Here is a 22391-nt window from a genome sequence, read left to right as displayed (position 1 = left end):
GAGTGTGGAAGTGGGTGGGTGCGCGGAGCCGCCTGCTTCCGGCCGTCCGCTCCTGTTCGCCGTCTCACTGGACCTGGCCACGCCCCGCGCTGTCAGTGCCGCGGCTCTCTACGCGGCTACGGCTTTGGTGGCCGCCCCGCTGCTGTCCTTGCGGGGGACCCTCCTCACCGGGCTGAGCGCCTTCGTCCTGGATGCGGCCATGTTCCGCATCTTCGGCTGCATCGAGAGCGCGATCGCGTTGAGCGAGCTGGCGATGGTCGCGGCGGTGAGCGGGATCGCGGCCTTCCTCAATCGTCTTGTGCGCCACCGGGAGATGGGGTTGCAGTCGGCCCGCGACATCGCCACCGCCGCTTGGACCGCGAGTCCCAGCATCCATCCGAGGCTGGACAACGTGCCGTTGACGCGTCCGCGCGGAGTCGCCGGGACGAGGATGATCGCCACGATGGGAGGCGGGCTGACCGCGACACCGGCGGCCAGATCCAGCACGTCACCGACAGCGTGTCCCATGTGCCGCCTCCGCTGGGATGAGGTGGCCGGCCCGGCACCGTCCACGCGGCCCTCCCGTGCAGCGTCGGATGCCGCCTGCCGCGCGGCGCGGTGCCGGCGGCAACCAAGTGAGCGGCGGCGGGCGTCGCGGGACCGCCCCCGCCCGGGTCACGCGATGGCCGGGTCCGACTCCTCGCGCACCGTCCAGGACGGGCCGTCCGGCAGCGCGCGGGTCGCCTGGCCGATCCCCCGCAGCGGCACGACGACGACCGCTGCCGCGGCCAGGGCACACAGGAGCCAGGTCAGGGCCCAGGGCAGCCGGTCGGGGCCGAACCAGAGGACGGGGGCGGCGATCGCCGCCGCGAGCAGGGCGCCGCCGAGGAGCCACCTGTGCACCGGCGCGGAGAATTTGGCGGTGCGCGGCACACGGCGGACGGCGCGGTCTGCGGTGTCGGGACGGGTGGTGCTCTTGAGGTACGGGCGCGCCTCGTCCGGGTCCGTGAGGCCCATGACCGTCTCGCCGTTGTCGGCGACGAACGCCGCGGGCAGTTCGTCCTCAATCAGCTTCCATCGCTCCGGCCAGCAGAGCCAGCCCTCCTGGCCGCCGAGGCGCAGGGCCGCTCTGCCCACCTCCTCCACGGGGCCGGCGAGTCTGATCTCGCGTCCGCCCTCCTGGAGGACGATCCAGTGGAACTGCGTGACGTCCAGCTGCCCCGGCTTGTCGCCGCGCTTGAGGTAGCGCATCCGCACCGGCTCCCCGGCCCTGACGCGTACGGCGTGGAGTTCGCCCCGGCCGGCGTCCTCGGACAGTACGCGCATCTTGGCGCGGATGTCTGCCTGCGTGGTCTGGCGGCGGGCGAACTGGAGCGTCTTCGCCGTCAGGACGAAGACGAGGATGATCAGCACGCCGGCGAGCACCCCGCCCGTACCGGCGGCCAGCCGGGTGAGGAAGAACGGCGTCACGATGAGGAGCACGGCGCCCGTGGTACGGCCGGCGTCACGGGCGGGCATCGGCAGCCGGCGCGGCAGGGGCGGCGGCGCGGCCGGCTGCGAGTCGGAGGGTGCCGGGCGCAGCCGGGGTGCCAGGCGGCAGGCAAGCGCCCATGCTCCGGCGGCGGCCGCGGACGCCCCGAGCGCCGTCAGGATGTCCCAACGCGGGGCGGGTGCGTCGTAGCGCACGAAGACCAGCGCCAAGGCGACCGCGGCGCACGCCAGGGCGCCGCCGCCGAAGCCGCGGGTCATCAGGGTGGAGCGTCGCATGGCTGTCCTTCGCCTTCAGTTGAGCCGGGGTGGGGCACCGTCTCGGGAGGCCGGGTGGGCGCGGGCGGCGGGCTTCCGGGCGAGGTGCGTGGGGGCCAGGCGAGTCGACGGCCGTGCGGTGCACCAGTGTCGTCGTTGATCCACTGTGAAGTAAAGTCCCCTGCCGTCGAGTTGGGCCTGCGGCACGAAAGCGGGACCCTGTGTCGGAGAATCTGACGCGCGACAGCCCTCGGCGGCCGCTCGGAGTAATGCTCATGACCTGTGGATCGACCTCGGGGTGGACGGGAAGGGCGTACCTTCCCGAATGATCGACTTCTGGTCATCGAGTAGGTCGGCGTTGCATTGCACCGTCGGTCGGGAAGGCACGCTTGTGCTGTGCGTTGTGAATGCCGATGGAACGACCGGGACCGGCTCCCTGATCGACGACATCGTCCGCGAGGGTGCGAGGCGGATGCCGGCCGCCGCGCTCGCCATGGTCTTCAAGCTGGTCGAGTCCGCCCAGCAGCGGTGGCGGGCCGTGAACGCACCCCACCTCGTCCCCCTCGTGTGCTCCGGGGCCCGATTCGAACGCGGAGTCCTGGTCGAGGGCACCGAAACTCTGGCTGCCTGAGGAGGGGGACCGCGATGACCCCGGACGCGCGGGCTGCGGCGGGCCTGGTCACCGCGGGGATGTCAGTGGCATGAGGTTGACTGTCGGCCGTGGGAACCAATGCATTCGTCGACAGCGTCTGGCGCCTGATCAACGAGAATCCCCTCGAACTGGATGAACCCGTCATCCTGGAGGCCCCGCCGGGCATGAACCTGCATGAACTCGTCGCGGAATTCGGCCGGTGGGCGGGGCAGCACCGGAATTTGGCAGCGGGCGGGTTCGTCGATCCGTCGCTCAGTGAACGCACCGGCCTGCCGCTGGCCGAGCCCTTCGGGGCTGGGGAATTGCTGGAGATGCGGGGCTGGGGCTACCGGAACCGCTGGGTCGGGTGCGGCCTGGTCGCGTCCCCCGACGGCCCACGGGCTGTCGCCGTGATCACCCACCGCGAGGACCCGGTGGCTGCCGGGTTCCCGCAAGGCGCGTCCTGGGCCGAGAAGCTGCGCATCGTCACCGGCTGGGAACCGATACCCAAGCCGCGCGTGGACTGGCCCGCCATCGAGGCCGACCTCGGCACACCACTACCCAGCGACTACAAGGAGGTCGTCGACCTGTTCGGTGCGGGCAGCTTCGACGAGTACTTCGAGCTTGCCGTGCCCGGCGGCCCCGGCGCTGGGCGCAACCCGTGGAAAACGTACGGCCCCGACCTGGCATCCGGTGGACTCGTGCCTTGGGGCTGGTCGGAATACGAGCTCGGACTCATGTGGTCGACGGGCGCGACCGATCCTGACGAGTGGACCGTGGTCACGCGGTCGGAAGGCGATGACGAGCAGCAATTCGATTGCGGAGCTGGCGAGTTCATCTTGCGCATGCTCACAGATGTGCAGTTGGGATACCCCATGAGCCACGCCCCCGGGCACTTCTTCGTGAGCTATGGCCCGCTGCACTCCTGACAGCGGAACGGTGCGCCGGCCAGCGGCCGAGTCGCCCCGCCAGGTGCAGCCTCGACGCGGCGCCGACCGGCGTGAGGGGCCGGCCCGCCTGCCGGGCGGCACATAGGACGATTTTGCGCCGAGTTGAGTTGTGTGAGCGGTAACACACCATTTGTATGGCGCCTTGCGTCGCGCGCCACGGACCTTCACACTGCACCCCGTCCAGTCGACCGGCGGGTGAATTCCCGTTGGCCGGAAGACGATTGCCGGTCGAGGGGTCGGTGGAGTTCGGTTCGCGTGGTCTGTGACGCCGCCGGGTGCCGGTGGCTTCCCTGAGGGAGCTGATCGTGACGATCTGGAACAGAAGAGCCTTGGCGAGACGTACGGGCGGCAGTGCCGTGGCGCTGGTGGGGGCGGTGGGTATGGCTGTCGCCGCCGCGCTTCCCGCATCGGCGATCAACTCGTACAACGCGACTCCGGCGCCGGAGCGGACCGAGGTCGGCGCACTGGTCGCGCAGTGGGACGACGACGCGGACCCGGCGACACCGGACCGGGTTGACTGGGTCTGCTCCGGGACGATGGTCGACGCGGACACGTTCGTGACAGCGGGGCACTGCACCACGGACTGGCCGTCGGGAGTGCGCTTTTACGTGTCCCTGGAGCAGGACGTGCAGTCCGCCCTCGACGCAGCGGCGGCGGCCCACCCCGCGAGTCCGTCGGACATCGCGTCCTCGGTGGGCGTGGAGGGCACGGCGTACACCGACCCGGCCTATCCCGGGCCGGCGTCCGATCCGCACGACATCGCCGTGGTCCAGCTTCCGGCGGACGCCGTGGCCGCACGCTGGGCATTCACGCCCGCCGTCCTCCCGCACGCGGGGGAGCTCGGGGCGCTCGGCCCCCGGATGCTGGACGTGACGGGATTCGAGGTGGCCGGTTATGGCACCGAGGAGGCCCTGCGCGGTCCCGGCGGACAGACCCACCCCGGCGGCGGCGTCCGCATGAAGGCCCCCCTGACGTTCGACGCCCTCAATCCCTCCTGGGTCAGGCTGGCGATGACCGAGCCGCAGGGCAACGGCGGTGCCTGCTACGGGGACTCCGGCGGCCCCAACTTCGCCACGCTGGACGGGCGGCGAGTGCTCGTCGCGACCACCATCACCGGGGACACCCCCTGCTACGCGACCAACGTCGCGTACCGGCTCGACACCCCGGCCGCCCGGGCCTTCCTCGCCCGGTTCATCACCCTCCCATAACGGCGGCAGACGCGATCTCCCAGTCCGGGAGCCCATCCGCCTGCCGAGGTCGAGACCCGTCGACCCGGAATCCGAGGAGATGTACATGCAGCTACGAGCACGGCTCGGCGCGATAGGTGTCATGGTCATGGCGGTGATCCCGCTGACGGCCCTCGGCACCGCCGAAGCCTCGCCCGCCACGGCGCCACCGGCACCGGCGACCGCACACTCCTGCGCCACCGCCAAGCCCGGGTTCGCCTCCTGCAAGGCGCTCGTCCGTACGGACGCCGCCGCGAAGCCGGTCACGCCAGCCGTCACCCCGTCCGGGTACGGCCCCTCCAGCCTCCAGGCGGCGTACAACCTGCCGTCGTCGACCGCGGGAGCAGGCCGCACGGTGGCGATCGTCGACGCCTTCGACGACCCCACCGCCGAATCCGACCTGGCCGTCTACCGCAGCCAGTTCGGACTGCCCCCGTGCACCACGGCCAACGGCTGCTTCAAGAAGATCGACCAGGACGGCGGTGCCAACTACCCGCGCAAGGACGGCGGCTGGGCCCAGGAGATCTCGCTCGACCTCGACATGGCGTCCGCGATCTGCCCCAACTGCACGATCCTGCTGGTCGAGGCGAAGACCAACTCCTTCGCCAACCTCGGCGCGGCGGTCAACCGAGCCGCCGCGACCCCCGGCGTGGTGGCGATCAGCAACAGCTACGGCGGCTCCGACGCCTCGGACGCCACCTATGGCTCGTACTACAACCACCCGGGCATCGCCGTGACCGCCAGCTCCGGTGACAGCGGCTACGGGGCGAGCTACCCGGCCTCCTCGCACTACGTCACCGCCGTCGGCGGCACCACCTTGAACAGCGCCTCCAACGCCCGCGGCTGGACCGAAACCGCCTGGAGCGGAGCCGGCAGCGGATGCTCCGCATACAACACCGCGCTCACCGGAGCGGCCTCCTTCGACACCGGCTGCGCCAAGAGGGCCGAGGCCGACGTGTCCGCCGTCGCCAACCCGTCGACCGGTGTCGCCGTCTACGACAGCACCGCCTACCAGGGCCAGTCCGGGTGGCTGGTCTTCGGCGGCACCAGCGTCTCCGCCCCGATCATCGCCTCGGTCTACGCCCTCGCGGGCAACACCGGGTCGATCGACAACAACTACCCCTACGCCCACTCCGCGTCGCTGTGGGACGTCACCTCCGGGAGCAACGGCAGCTGCCCGACAACCCAGTGGTGCAACGCCCGCGTCGGCTGGGACGGACCCACCGGACTGGGTACTCCCAACGGCGTCGGGGCCTTCTAGGCCCTGACCATGTGCGGGGCCGGAGGGCGCTCTGCCTTCCGGCCCCGCTGATCGTTTCGGACGCGGCCTCCGCCGGATCGCCCGACAGGCCGATGCCCCGGCTTGACCGTCCGATTCGCACCCACCGAGGCCGCAGGCGGTCCCGCACCGGCAGGACCGGCCCAGGTCGACGCCGAGCTGCCCAGCCGGCACCGGCGGCATCCCCAGGGCTTTCCCGGACGACGGTGTCATAGGAGCCCTGCGTTACAAACGGTGTCATAGGAGCCCTGCGTTACAACTTGCTCAGCAGGACGGGCAGTTTGCGCATGTCCTGGAAGACGACGGTGCCGGGCCCTTCGAGCTGCTCGGCCGGGGTGAGCCCGCCGGCGTAGCCGAGGGAGCGCATGCCGGCGGCGCGGGCGGCCTGGATCCCGGGGCGGCTGTCCTCGACTATTACACACGCGGCCGGATCGACGCCCATGCGCTCGGCGGCGTACAGGAACAGGTCGGGGGCGGGCTTGCCGCGCGCCACCTCCGTGGCGCTGTGGATACGGCCCGCGAACCGCTTGTACAGGCCGGTGCGGCCCAGCGTGTGGCGCATCTTCTCGTGGGAACCGCTGGAGGCCACACAGATCGGCAGCGTGATCGCGTCGAGCGCTTCGGGCAGCCCGTCCACCGGGGTCAGCCCGGCGTCCACGGCCTGACGGTGCAGTTGCTCGAACCGCTCGGCCCAGACCGCGGCCGTCTCTTCCCCGAGCCGTTCGGCGACCTGCTCGCGGATCGCGGCGTGCGAACGCCCGATGAACCGGGCCACCACCTCATCCTCGGTGAGCGGCCAGCCCAATTCGGCGCCGAGGGCCACCTGGACCCGGACAGCGATGCGCTCGCTGTCGACCAGAACCCCGTCGCAGTCGAATATCACCAGTTCGATCGGCTTGATCATCTGGGCAGCATAGAAGCGTTCCCGGGCCCGCTCGGCGATGGGACCCGATCCAGGCCCATCCACGCCACCCCAGTCGCCTCTTGCGGGGAGAAGTGGGGATCGAGTGTCGATGCTCACGTGTTTTCCCAGAGCCGTGGTTGCAGACGGTGGCGACGCGCTCGTGGTGGTCTTCGACCAGGGGCTCACCTTCCCAGGCCCAGGTCTCCTGGAGCGGGAACTGGGCGGCGGGATTCCGATCCCCTGGTCGGGCCAGTCCGGGGGGGAGCCGGCCGAGGGGCAGAAGGGCGCCATCTTCCGGCGGCCCCAGGGATGACCCGTTGGCGAATTCGGCGACCAAGCTCCGGTACGGCTCCGGGAGGACGACCTTGTTCCCGGATTCCCACGCCGCGACGACTTCGTCTCCGAGTGCCGGGCGCCACTCCGGCTCGAAGGCGGAGCGCAGGAACTCCAGGGTGGTCTCGTCAGGGCTTTGATCGGGTGATGCGGTTGTCGCGGTAGCACGCCGGCAGAAGAGGCTGACAGAGCCGCTACGAGGGAGTCGGGCTCGAATGTTTGGGTGGGGAAGCCGACGCTGCCGTTGGGGAAATACGTGAAGTTCCACACCCCTACGTGACACCAAGGGCCTCCTTCCCGAGCTCGCATGTACCCGGACGATAAGCATCGCCGGGCTGAGCACGGAAGGGGGCCCGGCCCTCACAGTACTCCAGCGCCGCCCGGCGACCTGCACCAGCACGGACAGCGGCACCGGGCGGGGTGAAAGCAGCGGGTGCTGGGAGGGTCAGGAGATGAGGCCAACCTCCCGGCCGAGGTTGAGTTCGACGCCGTCCGGCTGCTGGAGGCCGCCGTCGAAGAGGTGCTTGATGCGGTGGGCGTTCTCGGGCCTGCCGGAGGTCCGGAAGAAGGCTGCCAGGGCCGTGCCGGCTTCCTGGACCGACGGCTCGGTGACGGCGTCGACAAGTGCCTTGGTCTCCTGTACCGCCACCTTGTCGAACCCGGCGACCCGGCGGGCGAAGGCGTCGACGAACTGGGCCAGTTCGTCCTCCGGTACGACGCGGTTGACGTAGCCGTATGCCGCTGCCAGGTCGGCGGGGAAGTCATCGGCGCCCAGCAGGATCTCCAGGGCGCGGCCCCGGCCCAGGATGCGCGGCAGCCGGCCGCTGGGGTTGCCTCCCGGGACCGACCCGATGCCGACCTCGAACTGACCGAGTATGGCGCCCGGTCCGGCGAAGCGGATGTCGGTGGCCAGGGCGAACTCGCTGCCTGCGCCGCGGGCGCGTCCGTTGATCTCGCTGATGGTGACAGCGGGCACCATGGCCAGCCGGCGGAGGTTGTCCGCGAAGGGGTGGAGACCGGAGGGGGCCGGCTTCATGGCGGCCACGCGGGAGCGGTCGGCCAGCATGTCCCAGTGCGCCATGAAAAAGTCGGGGTTCGCGCTGCGGAAGACGACAGCGGTGAGGTCGGCAGCCTGTTCCATGCGGGTGATCAGTTCCGCGAGCTGCTCGATGGTGTCCGGGTCGATCAGGTTGATCTCTCCGTTGGAGAAGGTCACCCTCCAGTAGGACGGACTGACTTCCTGGACCTGGAACTGCTGGTGTGCGCTCATGAACTCTTTCCTTGCTGATGATGATGCCGGAGGTCGACGCACAGTGCTGTGAGGCCCGTGCTGGTCGGAGACTCTGACTTTACTTTCTATAGCAAGGATAGGGGAGCTCCGACGGCGTGCGAAGAGACCGCGGTCACACTCGCGGATCGACGAAGGGCCCCAGGGTCCGCCCTGAGCCCTGTCGCCCATGGGTCTGAGCGGTGCTGTGCAATGGGTCGAGAACGACCAGAAGGCCAGGTCCCCGAGGTCGGAGACCTGGCCCGGCGCGGACGGGTGATCCGGATGGCATTCGAGCCGTGACCGTGCGGCCGTCGGTGAGGGGGCCGGGGTTAGTTGTGCACCCAACCGGCCGACCTCCGGGTGCCGCGAGAACGGCCGGCCTTCGCGGACGGCGACCGCGCCTGAGGCGACCCTGCCGCCGATGTCCACGGCAAGGTCGGGGGAGCCGTCGCGGTTGGTTTCCGCGGACGGTGGACTCGGAGCACAGTCGGGCGGCCGCTCCTACAGTGACGCGGCCAGCGTGACGGCCGCAGCCACGGCCACGGGTAGCAGCACGATGGGGGTGATGGCGGCATTGCGGGTGGCGCTGTCGCTGTACTCGCCCTTCTTGGCGTGGAAGCAGATTGCGCCGATGAGCACCACCACCGTGCCTGCCGCGGCTGCTATGCCCAGCGGCTGCCACCAGATGCCGACACCCAGCCCGGCGGCCGCGGCCACCTCGGCGAGTCCCACGAAGCGGACGAGGCTGGAGCTGAGCCCCTTCTGGATGAGGCCGTCCGGGACGGCGCCCTTGAGCTGCACCTTGGGAGCGCCGGCGGCGAGGAAGACGAGGGCGAGCAGACTGCTGAGGATGACAGCGGCTATGTACACAATGGTTCCTAGTCGAAGAAGAGCACGGTGGGTTAGCGCGAAGGGGGGGGCCTCGCGATGCGTCCCGGTGAGTTCGCCTCGGCCGACAAGTGGCCTTCACTCGTCGGCAAGGCAGGCCTGGCGGTGCCGACTCCGTTGGACCCGCCCTTCTGCGCCTGTCAGCGATCGACGATGGGGCGGCGAGTCATGCGGAAACGTTCGGTTCTGCCCGGCCCGGGTTCGGCGTGACTGGCCAGGCTCTTGATGCCGCGCCCGGGCTCTTCAACCTCAGACGGGTGGCAGAGCGACACACTCCGAGGGCCGAACCCCTCGTGCGCCATAAAAGCACTACTTGACACGTCAAGCAAATTCGGGTGTTCATGAGTCATCACGAGGCGAGGTCGGCTTCACACTCGGGGCCGCCTCCTTGATTCCCGTCACACATTGACGCGTCAAGGAGTTAGGCTGTGGCAGCAGGTGCCGACCGTGTCCCCCCGTCGCGGTCGGCGCTTGTCCTTTGCCGGTCAGGCGTCGCCACCCCGTGGTGAGTCAAGGGCCGGCATGGTGCGTGTCCTTGTGTCGCACGCGGCGGGGGAGCGTTCCGTGCGGATCCGGCCCGGTCCCCCCGCCACAGAGGCGGAGCATGTTCTCCGGCATCCAGGCCTGCGCGGGCAGCAGCGCATCCCACCCCAGGTGCTGCGCCTGGACCCGCGCGCCCAAATCCTCGCCCTGCACGCTGACCTGGCCCGGCACGACCGGGAGTGGCTGGCCGTTCTCGACGAGGGCGCGGCACAGCAGGTGGCAGCGCTGCCACGCCCCCGGCCAGGTGGGACACCAGGACGGGTCGATGGTCTCCAGCGCGTCTCTGCGTTCCTCGGACAGCGCCCCGCCGGTGGTACCGACCGGCTGCCCGGCCTCGCGCCGCTGCGCGAGGGCGCCGGCGAGTCGTCCGGCGGTACGCTGGTTCTTCATCCAGGTGCCCACGGGGTATCCGTTCCAGACCGCCGTGGGCGGCGACAAGGGCGGACGCCGCCGCCTGGGGGAGTAGGGCGAGAAGGCCGGCGCCGCATCCGTGACCTCGGACCACCCCCGCCTGCGCGGCGAGCACGCGACCTGCTCCGAGGGCAGGGCGGTGCTGGCCGGACCACCCCGCCTGCGCGGGGAGCGCCGCCCCATGTCCACGAGAACCGGCCCGCAGGCGCGGACCGCCCCTGCCTGCACGGGGGGACTCTCGCGCTTCCTCCAAGACGGCCCACCGTCGGCTCCTGCCGAGCTGGACCGACGCCTGCACCGGCCGTCAGGGCAAAGCCGGGAGTTGTGGTTGCGGCCGTCTGCGGGCCGAGCCACGAGCCCACCGGCTGCCGCCGCCGACAGTGCCGCGTCGGGCCGACCCGCCACCACGTGGATGCGATGGATGGTCCCGTCGACTTAAACCGATTCAATGATCTCTCGAATCTGATCCACTAAATCTGTCCAACTCGTTGCCATGGAGGGGTGATGGCCTTCGGAGTGTGATTGAAGCGTTTCAGTACCCTTCTTGAGGAGCGCCCGTGCGTCAGCAGATCGCCGCGGCGGTCGCTGCATCAGTCCTCGTCGTGGTGGCAACCGCGACGGCGACAGCAGCGAGTCCACCCGCCGCCCCCGCCGCCCCCGACGTCGCTGCAACGAGCGTCGGCGATTTGAGGGTCAACGCCCTTGACGACCCGCTCGGAATACCGTTGACGGCGCCCACCCTCGGCTGGCAGCTCGACTCCGACCGCCGCGGCGTCACGCAGCGGGCCTACGAGATACACGTCGCCTCTTCGGTCGACCGCCTCGACGACCCCGACGTCTGGGACAGCGGCAAGGTCTCCTCCCGTCAGTCGGTCGACGTCCGCTACGGCGGCCCCGCGCTGCAGCCGCAGACCGACTACGTCTGGTCCGTCCGCGTATGGGATGACCGGGGCATCGCCACCCAGTGGAGCGCGCCCGCCAAGTTCGGCACCGCTCTGGGCGACCGGCCGTGGACCGCCGCGTGGATCGGCGCGCAGACACCGGCGCTGGGTGCCAAGTGGACCGACTACACGATCAAGTTCACCGCTTCCGACATCAACGGGGCGCTCGGCGTCTACTTCCGCGGTCAGGACACCGAGAACGCCTACATGTGGCAGATCAGCGACTCCGAGGACGCGCTGCGCCCGCACGTCAAGCGCAACAGCGGCTACTCGGTCCTCAAAGCGACACCGTTCCCGGCCGGGTTCGACTTCGCCGCCGAGCACGAATACGCGATCGCCGTCGACGGCGACACGATCACCACCACCGTCGACGGCAAGCAGCTGGACCAGCGCACCGATGCGACGTTCGGCGGCCCCGGCACGATGGGCTTCCGCACCAGCGGCGCGGAGCGCGGTCTGGTCCGCGACGTCACGGTCAACAGCGCAGACGGCACCGTCCTGGTCGACACCGCCTTCCCGGCGGGCGACCGCACCTTCGCGTCCGGCACCGTGACCGCCGGCGGCCTGCGCGTCGACAGCGCGGGCGGCGAGGCCTGGCTGCGCCGCGACAAGCCCGTTCCGCTGCTGCGCAAGGAGTTCGATCTCGGCGGCAGGAAGGTCGCCCGGGCACGCGTCTACGCATCGGCGCGCGGCGTGTACGAACTGCGGCTCAACGGCGCCCGGGTGGGCAGTGCCGAACTCGCACCCGGCTTGACGGCGTACGACAAACACATCGACTACCAGACCTACGACGTGACCCGGCAGGTCCGCGACGGCGCCAACGTACTCGGCGCCGAGGTCGCACCGGGCTGGTACAGCGGCAAGGTCGCCATGTTCGGCACCGACGTCTACGGCAAGGACAACTCGGTGATCGCCGAGATGCTGGTCGACTTCACCGACGGCACGAGCACCACCATCCGTACCGACGGCACCTGGACCACCACCTCCGGTCCGACCCGCGAGGCCGACCTGCTCGACGGCGAGTCCTACGACGCGCGGGTGGGGAAGCAGGTCGCCGGCTGGGACAAGCCCGGCTTCGACGACGCGAGCTGGGCCACGGCGGACGTCCGCGACGAGCCGACGACCGTACTCGAACCGCAGACCGCGGTCGACGTACGGGTCACCCAGGAACTCAGGACCGCGAAGCGGATCGACTCGCCCACCGCCGGCACCTACCTCTACGACCTCGGGCAGAACATGGTCGGCCACGTGCGCCTCACCCTCAAGGGCGAGCCGGGCCGGACGGTGAGGATCCGGCACGGCGAGGTGCTCAGCCCCGACGGCACGCTCTACACCGCGAACCTGCGCAGCGCGAAAGCGACCGACTACTACACCTTCGCCACCGACCAGCCGGAGACGTTCGAGCCGTCGTTCACCTTCCACGGCTTCCGGTACGTCGAGATATCCGGCGTCGACGAGGCCCCCGCGGCCGAGGACCTGGCCGGTGTCGTCGTCGGCACCGACGGGGACCTCACCAGCAGCCTCGACACCAACTCCGACCTGGTCGACCAGCTGCACAACAACATCGTCTGGGGCATGCGCGGCAACTTCCTGTCGATCCCCACGGACACCCCGGCGCGCGACGAGCGGATGGGCTGGACCGGCGACATCGACGTCTTCGCCCGCACCGCCGTCTACAACATGGACGCCCAGTCCTTCCTCACCAAGTGGATGCAGGACCTGCGGGACACCCAGCGGCCCAACGGTTCGCTGCCCGGCGTCGCCCCCGTGGTCCCCGGCCGCTTCGACGGCGGCTACGAGTCGGCCGGCTGGATGGACGCCGGCGTGCACGTGCCGTGGACGCTGTGGCAGGCGTACGGCGACACCGACGTCATCCGCGAGAACTACGACATGATGAAGCGGTACGTCGACTTCCTCGACGCCGACTCCACCGGCCACATCCGCTCCGCCGGCGGCTATCTCGACTGGCTCAACCTCGACGACGCGACCCCGGCCGACGTACTCGACACCGCGTTCGTCGCCAAGAGCACACGTGAGTTCGCGCAGATGGCGGCCGCCGTCGGCCGGAACGGCGACGCGGCGGCGTACCAGCAGCGCTACGAGGCGATCAGGTCGGCGTACCAGGCGGCGTTCATCGGCGCCGACGGCACCGTGAAGGGCGACAGCCAGACCTCGTACATCCTGACGCTGACCAACGACCTGGCCCCCGCCGACCGGCGCGACAAGGTCGTCGCCAAGTTCGTCAAGACCCTCGAGCGCCGCGACTACCACCTGTCGACCGGCTTCCTCGGCGTCGACGGACTGCTGCCGGCACTCACGCAGGCGGGCCGCTCCGACATCGCCTACCGGCTGCTGCAGCACAAGGACTACCCGTCCTGGGGCTACGAGATCGGGAAGGGCGCTACCACGGTCTGGGAACGATGGAACTCGATCAACCCCGACGGTTCCTTCAACGACGTGGGGATGAACTCGTTCAACCACTACGCGTACGGCGCGGTCGGCGAGTGGATGTACCGCACCATGGCGGGCGTCTCAGCCGCTGAGCCGGGCTACCGCAAGGTGCTCATCGCCCCGGAGCCCGGTGAGGGCATCGACCACGTCGACTTCAGTCACCAGACGCCGTACGGCACGGTGCGCAGCGCGTGGAGCACGACCAGCGGGTCGATGAAGCTCGACGTCACCGTGCCGGCGAACACCACCGCCCAGGTGCGCATCCCGGCGGCGAACCGCTGGGCGGTCACCGAGGGCGGCACGCCGATCAGCGAGGTCGACGACGTGAGATACGTCGAGCAGGCCGGCGGGAACGTGGTGCTGGAGATCGGCTCGGGGCACTATGCGTTCGCGGTCGACCCGGTGCTGGGGGACCTGGGGGCGGCCCGGGCACAAGCAGCGTCGTTCGCCGACGATGTCGACGCGCTGCCGGCGCGCGGTCCCGGCAAGATCGCCAAGGGTCACCTGCAGCTCCGCACCGCCCTGATGCGGAAGGAGCTCGAAGCTGCGTGGCGCCTGCAGAGCCAGGGCGCGGACGAGCGGCTGACCGCCGCCGCGGTGCACCGTGCGCTCGCCGGCGTGGCAGACCTCGACCGATGGACGCAGACGTACGCCGAGCAGGGAGCCATCGACAAGACAGCGGCCACAGCGCTGCGCGATGCGCTGGCCGGCATCGAGCGGACCCTTTCGCGGGCATCGTCGCGCCTGGTCGGCGCAGTGGCCACGCTGGACGTGCCGGCCGGCGAGATCCTCCCGGGCGATGTCGTCCGCGTGACGGTGGCGTTGAAGAACACCGGCAAGCGACCGCTGACCGGCGTCGATTCGTCTGTGCAGGCACCCAGCGGCTGGACGGTGAAGTCCGTGGGCCGGCACGCGTCCACCACAGGCGCGGGCAGTACGCTCGAGCACGCCTACGACGTCACGGTCGCGGCGGACGCGCAGGCGTCCATGGCCGACCTCACCGGCTCGGTGTCCTACCGGTACGCGGGAGGAACGGCGACGCTACCGGTGTCGGCGGGCCTGGTGGTCGCCCCCGGCGTCGCCATCGACGGTGTGTCCACTACGCCTGACCCGGCCGGCCCGGGTGAGGCGGCCACCGCCGCCACCGTGCTGACCAACCGCACCGATGTCGTGCAGTCCGGCAAGCTCACGCTCGACCTCCCTGAGGGCTGGCCGACGCCGAACCCGGTCGGCTACCACCTGGACCCGGGGGAGAAGAGGACGGTCCAAGCCGTCGTGACGGTGCCGCTCACCGTCGTCGAGCAGAAGGCCACGGTCACCGTGATGACCGGCTCGACGCCGGCGGAGCAGGCGACCGGCGCGATCGCGGTCTCGCTGCCCACCCCACCCGCGGAGTCGAGCGACCACGTCGACCTCGGTGACGGGCCGTCGGAGTCCGCCCACCGGCTGACGGCGTCGGAGCACTCGGGGACGAACATCGAGGCCGGGCTGACACGCCGTTACACCCACTCTTCCTACCCGGGTGGCTGGTTGGAGTTCGATGCCGCCGTCCCCTCCCATGGTCGCTTCGTGGTCCGCATCGTCGAGACCTTCGACGGTGCTCGGCGCAAGACCTATGACGTCCAGGTCGACGGCGAGGTGGTGCACAGCGTCGACCTGAGGCGAAGCGAGGGCGGCCAGGGCACCATCACCCACCAGTTCGTGGTCGACCCCTCCGCCGGCTCGTCGGACGGCACCGTGCGGCTCCGCTTCCAGGACACCGGCACCGACTACGACCCCTCGATCGCCGACGTGTGGGTGGTGCCAGTCGGCTGATGCCGCCGGCGACCGTCGTGTGCCTGAGCACCCCTGTGACGGGGTTCTCAGGCACACGACCCGCGGCAAGGGCAGGACCACGCTGTCCACCTCGGCCTGGTCGAGCACGTCCACCGCGGGGGTGATGGGCAGCGAACGACGCCCGTTGTCAGGGCACGTCTAGACTCTCGTGTCCATGACCGCGACCGAGGATCTTGAGCTCATCCAGCAGCTGGCTGACACAGCCGATGGCATCTCCATGAAGTACTTTGCCGCAGGGGCCGTGCCGACACAGACAAAGGCCGACGGCAGTCCGGTCACCCAGGCCGATCGCGAGGTCGAGAGGGCCCTTCGCGACGCGCTTCAAGCCAGCCGGCCTGGTGACCTCGTCATCGGTGAGGAACTCGGCAGCCACGGGAGTGCGGCACGGCGATGGATTCTTGATCCGATCGATGGAACGGCCAACTTCTCGGCTGGTCGGCCCCAGTGGAGCACTCTCCTGGCGGTCGAAGCGGACGGCGAGGTGGTCACCGGCATGATCTCGGCGCCGGCGCTGCGGAGGCGCTGGTGGGCCACACGTTCAGCCGGTGCCTGGACCGGTTCGTCCACCGACGAGAAGCGCGGGCGAGGTGAGCCGCTGGCGGTCAGCTCGATCGCGACACTCGGCAAGGCGACGATCGCCTTGTGGCCGCTCGGTGCGTGGGTGCCACCGCAACGCGTCGCGGCGGGCCGGCGCCTGATCGAGCTCAGCGCGGACGGCGGCCCGTTGTCGAACTGGGCCGGTACCTGCCACGGAGCAATGCTGGTGGCCGCCGGAGTAGTGGACGCCTTCTTCCACATGGCCGCCGACCCCTGGGACATCGCCGCCGCCGTCCCCATCGTCGAGGAGGCGGGAGGGACGGTCACCGACCTGGACGGTGAGCACAGCATCTCCTCGGGCGCGGCCATCTACAGCAACGGCCACGTCCACAGCCAAGTTCTGGATGTGCTGCGGTCCACCGCAGCGGCGACCTGACGGGGAAGGTCACCAGCAGGGGCGGCCTCCTGGTCGCGTCTTGTCAGGGAGGCGATCCCAAGGGCCCGCCCCCGCACGCCATCGACGCCGCCTGTCCGCGCATCCCGGACATCGCGTCCCGACAGAGTTCCAGCGACAGCGATCAAGCCGGCCAGCAGGACCTCCATGTCCACATCTCACCGCGCGGCACGCCGCCGCACAGCTCCCGGTCCGAACACCGCCTGCTCTTCAGCAAATCCGACGACTTGAGTGCGGGATCACCACCGTTTTGAGAGCCATGAAACCGCAGGTAGACGCATTCCTTCGGTGACCTCTTTGCCGGCTTGTGGTGCGCGCGTGCAGGCGCGGTCTGTGATGGCGCTCTGTGAAAACGGCCACCTCCTGCTCGGGGGTGATCCCACACCTGCTCGATGGGTCTCCCCACCTGTGCGGCCCTCGGTCTGTGGACGGACGCCGCAAGGGAGGGTCCGCCGGTGAGCGGGCACGAGTGGTTGCGGTGCAGGAAGTCCCGTTGAGGCTCGTCAGGTCGGCCGGTGCACCGTTCGGACGCACCGCTGGGGTTCGGGGAGAGGCCATCGGACGAGCGCGAGTCCGAAGCGGGCGTATTTCTTTTGCCTCGCAGCTTCACCGCCGCGTAGGGTCACCGCGTCCCGGGAGGTGAGGCCGTGACCACGTACGGCACGATTCTGATTCCGGTACCGCTCGAACAGGCGGCCCCCGTCCTGCGCGAGGTCTGCGCGGCCGGCTACGCGATCCCCGCCGGGCCGAGATTCTGCCTCGTCCATCCGGACCGGTCCGTCGACGACAACAGTGTCTTCGCGCTCGCCGGGCCGATCAGCGCCGAGTTGGGCGCCCCGGTGCTGGCCGCCTTCCAGTACGACGGCGACCGGCTGGAGTTGGAGATCTGGCGGGACGGAGTGCGCGCCCACCGCTACGACTCCTGGCCGGGCCGGGACGATGAGAGTGCCGACGAAGCGCCCCTGGGGGCTGACCCCGCTGCGTTCTTGGACTTCGCCGCCGGGCCCGTGGACAGCCACCGCTTGGCCTCCGCGCTCGCGGACACCCCGATCGACGCGGAGGACATGGACGTCGACGGCGAACCGGGCTACGTCTGGGCCCAGGCCCTGCACCGGGACGTGCTGCGCGCGCTCAGCCACCCGGACCAGGTGATCCGCCGCGCGCAGTGGGACTACTTCCATATGCGCCGCGCGCCACAGGCGCTCGCGGAGGTGCTGGACAGCACCGAACTCGTCGTCCTGGGCACGACCGATCGCCCGTTTTGACATCCTCCCCGTCCTACAAGGCGGGGATTCCTGGCTCACGTGGGCTGGGGACCGGCGGTCCATCAGCGCTTACACGATCGGCACCAGCCGGGTTGAGACCAGCCCGGACCAGCATCACGCGGGCGGAGTTCTTGTCCCTGGGGGAGACGGCTGCGCACGTGGTGCAGGTGTAGGTACGTTCGGAAAGAGGAAGTGCGTGCTTGACCGAGAGCGCGGTGCGGGACTGGGTGGAGCAGGCCGAGGCCGACGCCGGTGAGCGTGACGGGCTGACCAGCAGTGAACGCGAGGAGCTGGGGGCCACGGCTTTCTTCGCGCAGGAGACCCGGTGACGGTGCACCCGTTCATCGAGGCGGAGAAGCAGAGCGGCCACGACGTCAACGAGCGTGTGAACTGCTGAAGGTCTCCAGAACCGCCTTCTACGGCCGCCGGGCCGGCACTCCCGGCCCGCGTGCAGTTCGCGACGCCGAGCTGACCGAACTGATCACGCGAGTCCTGGATTGTCCTGTTAGGGCCGGTGGGTAAGCCCGTTGGCGCGGCTTGCCTGAGCTGCAGGGCGGGTCGCGGGTTCCGTTCGGCCGCTTTATTCACTTTGGGTCACCGCAGGGGTGAGGTCACTCAGTTGTTTCGTGTGTGTAAATACTTCGAGAATCCGGCGGATTTGATGTCGGGCGATAAGGGGTGGAAGTGCACCGACGGGTCACAGTTGGGTTTCTGACTACGGGTTGACCTGTGCGGACTGTCTGGCTGTGACCTTTTTGGTGAGGGCTGGACGGGGTGCACGCTACCGCCGGGTTGGTATTTGTTCAAGGGCTTTACATTTTCCCTTCAGAGGTGGTCGGATTCGCTCGATCACTGTCTCTGGAGGAATGGTGTTGCTTCCCTTCGCCCGAAGATCTGCGGCGTTCGTCGCCGCAGCTGTTGTTGTCACCCTGGTTGTCCCTGTGGCGGCCTACGGCGTCGCTGAGTCGGCGCTTCCGCGGGCCGCTTCGAGTGGACACGGTGGCGCGCCGTCCGCACCGGTAGCAGTCACGTTGATCACCGGGGACAAGGTGATGTTGGCTCAGGAGCCGGGTCAGCGTGCTTCCTTGCTGGACGTCGAGCGCGTGCCGGGAGCCAGAGGGTCGGTGCGTGTCGCCACCGAGGGTGGTGACACCTTTGTGTATCCCGATGAGGCGATGGCTTATGTCGCGACCGGGCGGCTCGACAAGCAGCTGTTCAACGTCACGCGACTGGTGGATCAGGGCTACGACGACGCCCATGCCGATGCGCTCCCTTTGATCATCACCCACGCCGAGGGCGCTTCCGCTCTCAGGAGCGGCGCCTCCGATGACGCACTGCCGTCCGGTGCTGCGCTGCCGGGGGCGAAGACCACCTTGGACCTGCCCTCCGTTCACGGAGCGGCCGTTGAGGCCCGGCGGTCGAAGGCCGCCGCTTTCTGGTCCGCCCTCACCGGCTCCGGCACCGCGGCCGGTGGGCAGTACGTCCAGCGGTCGGCGGCGCGGACCGGTGCGGCCGCGGACGACGCGGTCGCGCCGTCCTTCGCCGCCGGTGTGGACAAGGTGTGGCTGGACGGCAAGGCGGAGGCGGCCTTGGCCGACACCACGGCGCAGGTCGGTGCTCCCGCGGCCTGGGCTGCGGGAGCGACGGGCGCCGGGGTACGGGTTGCCGTGCTGGACTCGGGAGTCGACGCCACCCACCCGGACCTGGCCGACCGCCTTGTGGCATCGCGCAGTTTCGTCCCGGGCGAGGACGTCGTCGACCGCAACGGCCACGGCACCCATACTGCTTCCACCGTTGCCGGGACGGGTGCCGCCTCCGACGGCAAGGAGCGCGGTGTCGCCCCTGGCGCGGATCTGCTGGTGGGCAAGGTCCTCGGCGACAACGGGTCGGGGGCGATATCCGGGATCATCGCGGGTATGGAGTGGGCGGCGCGGACCGAGCACGCCAAGGTGATCAACATGAGCCTGGGCACGCCGGCGTGGCACACCCAGGACGATCCGCTCAGCCAGGCGGTGAACCGGCTGAGTGCCCAGACGGGTGCGCTGTTCGTCATCGCCGCGGGCAACAGCGGCAACGGTCCCTACAAGGTGAGCGCGCCGGGTACCGCGGACGCCGCGCTCACCGTCGGCGCGGTGGACGCATCCGACCACCTCGCGGACTTCTCCAGTGCCGGGCCGCGGATGAACGACGATGCCCTCAAGCCTGACCTGACCGCTCCCGGTGTGGATGTTCTGGCGGCGCGCTCCCATTACATGAACGATGGGGGCGAGGGCTACTACCGCTCGGACAGTGGCACGTCCATGGCGGCGCCCCATGTCGCCGGGGCGGCGGTCCTGCTGGCGCAGAAGCACCCGGAGTGGACCGGTCGGCAGATCAAGGACGCCCTGATGAGCACCAGCGCGCCGACCCCCGTCTACAGTCCCTACCAGGCCGGTACGGGCCGGCTGGACGTGGCTGCCGCCTACCTTCGGGACCAGGTCGTCGCGACCGGATCGGTGGACGCGGGACTCGTCCCGTGGACGGCGGACGGGACGCGGAAGCCGGTCAAGCGGCAGATCACCTACACCAACACCGCCGACCGCCGCGTCACGTTGGAGCTCTCGGCCGATCGCGGCGCCTCGCCCGCGGGCGTGTTCACCCTCGCCGCCGACCGCGTCACGGTACCGGCGCGCGGATCCTCGACGGTCGACCTGGTGGCGGACCCGAGGGGACTGGCTCCCGGCCAGTACGCCGCCCAGGTCACCGCAGGCTATGCAGGTGGTGCGGTGCACACGGCCGTGGGACTGTCCGTCGAGTCCGAGAAGCACGACCTCACCGTCCACCTGAGGGACCGGTCCGGAAAGCCCGTCAGCGGCGAGGTCGAGATCACCGGCGCCGATGGGACGACCACCGTCATGTGGGTGCAGGACGGGAAACTCACCAGCCGCTGGGCCCCGGGCTCCTACACGGTCGTCTCCACGCTGGATGTGGAAGGCCGCCACGGCCCGCACTCCCTCGGATACGCGGTACTGACCGTTCCCGAGCTCGACCTGACGACCGACCGGACAGTCGAGTTCGACGCCTCGCGCATCCGCCAGGTCAAGGTGGCCACGCCCAAGCCCACGGCCGTCACGTCCAGCAGGATCGACCTCTATCGCTCCTTCACCTCGACCGAGCCCACGCCCGGCGATTGGCAGGCGCTGCACGAGATCCTCATGCCCTCCGCCGCCTATGACAGCCTGTGGGCCCTGCCGACCAAGAGCAAGGTGAAGAAGGGCAGCTTCGTCTTCACCACCCGCATCCGGGCCAAGCAGACTCCACTGAAGATCACCTACGGCGCACGCAGTCTCGACGACACCCTGCTGGTCCAGCCGGGATCCGCGCAGTTCCGGGACGGCACCACCCATGTGGGCGCTGTCTTCGCCGGCACCGGCAAGCCCGCCGAGTACGCCGGCCTGTCTGCCCGCGGCAAGGCAGTCGTCGTCCGCAGCAGCGACGCCGTGGCCCCCACGGACCAGGCAGCGGCGGCGCGCGCCGCGGGGGCTGCCATGCTCCTGGTGGCAGGCGACGGCGACGGCCGAAAGAGCGACTGGTACGGCGATCCGGATGGCACGAGCACCGGACGGATTCCGGTCGCCTCGATCACCATGGACGAGGGCGGGGACCTGATCAAGAGGATCAAGTCCGCAGGAAAGAACGGGACGAAGCTGGTGGTCGAAGCCCACCCCGCGCCGCGGTACCTGTACGACCTGGCCGATTATCACCAGGGAGGCGTGCCGGACGACCCCTCCGCGTTGACGGATCCCGGCAGCCTCGCCCGCATCGACAACGTCTTCGCCCCGCCCGCCGGCAAGCGGGTCCTGGAGAGCCGGGAGGACAGCCCGTCGTACGAGTACTGGCCGGCTGCCTACCCCTATGCCGTGTACGGGTCGGTGCGGGTTCCGCCATTCCCTAGGGAGCCGGTCGCCCCGGGATACCGTACCGACTGGGTTTCCGCCGGAAACGGCGTCAAATGGCAGCAATACGCGAGCATCGACGGCTGGGCGACCTTCACCGACATCGCGAGCTACCGGCCGCGCAGTGTGCAGAGCGAACACTGGTTCGGTCCCATCACCCGGCCGCGCATGGTCAGCTTCGAGATCCCGCACCGCGTCGGCAACGCCATGGGCGGAATGATCGCGGGCTTCGGTGACGGAGGATCCGCCCACAGCGGCGAGACGGGGTCCATGATGTCGCGGAGCTTCGCGCTCTACCAGGGAGACAAACTGCTGATGCAGAACGGGCCACGGCCCGACTTCGGAGTGGGCGACCTGGCACCGGAGAAACTGCCCTATCGCCTCGTCACCGACACGAAGGGGTATACCGGCCTCACCCCCTATTCCGCCACCACACACACGGAGTGGAACTTCATCTCCGGCAACGCCGACGACCAGGCCATCCCGCTCGCCCAACTCGACTACGAAACCGACCTGGACCTCGCCGGGCGGGCCAAGCGCACGTCGGCCTTCTCCGTCAAGCCCGTCGTCGTCGGCAGTGACGCCACCAAGGAGGCGGTGTCCTCGGTCAGGCTCGAGGTGTCCTACGACGACGGGGCGACCTGGCGGCCACAGGCTCTGAAGGAGCGCAAGGGCACCTGGCAGACGCTGCTCCACGCGCCGGCCCGAGCGGGTTACGTGTCCATCCGTGTCACCGCCAAGCAGCGCAACGGCGGCGGCATCACCCAGACCGTCACCCGGGCCTTCGGCCTGAAGTGACCCCCATGGCCGGT

General features: G+C 69.8%; 15 protein-coding genes and 2 pseudogenes. 10 read left to right on the top strand and 7 right to left on the bottom strand.

All coding sequences use genetic code 11. The annotated features are described in order from the left end of the window. Positions 1-108: 108 nt before the first annotated feature. Both ACWDAS_RS23520 and ACWDAS_RS23515 read right to left on the bottom strand, forming a co-directional pair. A complete protein-coding gene (locus ACWDAS_RS23520) occupies positions 109-507 on the bottom strand; it encodes a hypothetical protein (protein WP_450394103.1) in 399 nt (132 codons plus the stop codon). Positions 508-654: 147 nt separating this feature from the next. Next, a complete protein-coding gene (locus ACWDAS_RS23515; protein ID WP_450394100.1) occupies positions 655-1746 on the bottom strand; it encodes a hypothetical protein in 1092 nt (363 codons plus the stop codon). A 457-nt stretch (positions 1747-2203) separates the two neighbouring features. On the opposite strand from ACWDAS_RS23515, the pseudogene ACWDAS_RS23510 reads away from it, so the two are divergent. The 4 genes and pseudogenes from ACWDAS_RS23510 to ACWDAS_RS23495 all read left to right on the top strand — a co-directional run. Continuing rightward, positions 2204-2356: pseudogene (locus ACWDAS_RS23510) on the top strand (IS256 family transposase); the annotation flags it as partial. A gap of 89 nt (positions 2357-2445) precedes the next feature. After that, positions 2446-3285, top strand: a complete 840-nt coding sequence (locus tag ACWDAS_RS23505; RefSeq protein WP_450394099.1) for a hypothetical protein — start codon at positions 2446-2448, stop codon at positions 3283-3285. A gap of 350 nt (positions 3286-3635) precedes the next feature. Then, positions 3636-4514 carry a trypsin-like serine protease gene (locus ACWDAS_RS23500; protein WP_450394096.1) on the top strand — a complete coding sequence of 293 codons (879 nt, stop codon included), beginning with the start codon at positions 3636-3638 and terminating at the stop codon, positions 4512-4514. A gap of 85 nt (positions 4515-4599) precedes the next feature. After that, on the top strand, positions 4600-5793 hold the full coding sequence (locus ACWDAS_RS23495; RefSeq protein ID WP_450394094.1) for a S53 family peptidase: 1194 nt from the start codon (positions 4600-4602) through the stop codon (positions 5791-5793). Between the two features lie 271 nt (positions 5794-6064). On the opposite strand, the gene ACWDAS_RS23490 is transcribed toward ACWDAS_RS23495, so the two are convergent. Further along, a complete protein-coding gene (locus ACWDAS_RS23490; RefSeq protein WP_450394091.1) occupies positions 6065-6715 on the bottom strand; it encodes an HAD family hydrolase in 651 nt (216 codons plus the stop codon). A 133-nt stretch (positions 6716-6848) separates the two neighbouring features. On the opposite strand from ACWDAS_RS23490, the gene ACWDAS_RS23485 reads away from it, so the two are divergent. Next, a complete protein-coding gene (locus ACWDAS_RS23485; protein ID WP_450394089.1) occupies positions 6849-7028 on the top strand; it encodes a hypothetical protein in 180 nt (59 codons plus the stop codon). A 465-nt stretch (positions 7029-7493) separates the two neighbouring features. Here ACWDAS_RS23485 and ACWDAS_RS23480 read toward each other — a convergent pair whose 3' ends face one another. From ACWDAS_RS23480 to ACWDAS_RS23470, 3 genes are all read right to left on the bottom strand, one after another. Continuing rightward, a complete protein-coding gene (locus ACWDAS_RS23480) occupies positions 7494-8318 on the bottom strand; it encodes an enoyl-CoA hydratase/isomerase family protein (protein ID WP_450394088.1) in 825 nt (274 codons plus the stop codon). A gap of 501 nt (positions 8319-8819) precedes the next feature. Then, the gene (locus ACWDAS_RS23475) at positions 8820-9188 is read right to left on the bottom strand and encodes a DoxX family protein (protein ID WP_450394085.1); all 369 of its coding nucleotides are present in this window, start codon (positions 9186-9188) and stop codon (positions 8820-8822) included. Between the two features lie 528 nt (positions 9189-9716). Then, complete coding sequence (locus ACWDAS_RS23470) at positions 9717-10151, bottom strand: hypothetical protein (RefSeq protein WP_450394082.1); 435 nt, start codon at positions 10149-10151, stop codon at positions 9717-9719. Positions 10152-10717: 566 nt separating this feature from the next. Here ACWDAS_RS23470 and ACWDAS_RS23465 point away from each other — a divergent pair. From ACWDAS_RS23465 to ACWDAS_RS23455, 3 genes are all read left to right on the top strand, one after another. After that, positions 10718-15367 (top strand): family 78 glycoside hydrolase catalytic domain, encoded by a 4650-nt coding sequence (locus ACWDAS_RS23465; protein ID WP_450394080.1) that lies wholly within the window; start codon positions 10718-10720, stop codon positions 15365-15367. A 175-nt stretch (positions 15368-15542) separates the two neighbouring features. Then, the gene (locus ACWDAS_RS23460; protein ID WP_450394077.1) at positions 15543-16361 is read left to right on the top strand and encodes an inositol monophosphatase family protein; all 819 of its coding nucleotides are present in this window, start codon (positions 15543-15545) and stop codon (positions 16359-16361) included. Positions 16362-17026: 665 nt separating this feature from the next. Then, positions 17027-17644: a hypothetical protein gene (locus tag ACWDAS_RS23455; RefSeq protein WP_450394075.1), complete on the top strand. Its 618-nt coding sequence runs from the start codon at positions 17027-17029 to the stop codon at positions 17642-17644. A 13-nt stretch (positions 17645-17657) separates the two neighbouring features. Here ACWDAS_RS23455 and ACWDAS_RS23450 read toward each other — a convergent pair. Continuing rightward, positions 17658-17846: pseudogene (locus ACWDAS_RS23450) on the bottom strand (RNA-guided endonuclease TnpB family protein); the annotation flags it as partial. Between ACWDAS_RS23450 and ACWDAS_RS23445 the strand changes: the two are divergent. Both ACWDAS_RS23445 and ACWDAS_RS23440 read left to right on the top strand, forming a co-directional pair. Next, positions 17845-17973, top strand: a complete 129-nt coding sequence (locus tag ACWDAS_RS23445; RefSeq protein WP_450394290.1) for a hypothetical protein — start codon at positions 17845-17847, stop codon at positions 17971-17973. The pseudogene ACWDAS_RS23450 and the gene ACWDAS_RS23445 overlap by 2 nt on opposite strands. 417 nt (positions 17974-18390) lie before the next feature. Continuing rightward, positions 18391-22377 carry a S8 family serine peptidase gene (locus tag ACWDAS_RS23440; RefSeq protein WP_450394072.1) on the top strand — a complete coding sequence of 1329 codons (3987 nt, stop codon included), beginning with the start codon at positions 18391-18393 and terminating at the stop codon, positions 22375-22377. Positions 22378-22391: the final 14 nt, after the last annotated feature.

This window comes from Streptomyces sp. NPDC001070, from assembly GCF_053598835.1.
This window is presented reverse-complemented; position numbering and strand designations above follow the sequence as displayed.

What these genes read in the sequence shown, in the direction of transcription:
- ACWDAS_RS23495 (WP_450394094.1), top strand. Translation starts at nt 4,600, where the DNA reads ATGCAGCTACGAGCACGGCTCGGCGCGATAGGTGTCATGGTCATGGCG.
- ACWDAS_RS23460 (WP_450394077.1), top strand. Translation starts at nt 15,543, where the DNA reads ATGACCGCGACCGAGGATCTTGAGCTCATCCAGCAGCTGGCTGACACA.
- ACWDAS_RS23480 (WP_450394088.1), bottom strand. Translation starts at nt 8,318, where the DNA reads ATGAGCGCACACCAGCAGTTCCAGGTCCAGGAAGTCAGTCCGTCCTAC.
- ACWDAS_RS23520 (WP_450394103.1), bottom strand. Translation starts at nt 507, where the DNA reads ATGGGACACGCTGTCGGTGACGTGCTGGATCTGGCCGCCGGTGTCGCG.
- ACWDAS_RS23490 (WP_450394091.1), bottom strand. Translation starts at nt 6,715, where the DNA reads ATGATCAAGCCGATCGAACTGGTGATATTCGACTGCGACGGGGTTCTG.
- ACWDAS_RS23515 (WP_450394100.1), bottom strand. Translation starts at nt 1,746, where the DNA reads ATGCGACGCTCCACCCTGATGACCCGCGGCTTCGGCGGCGGCGCCCTG.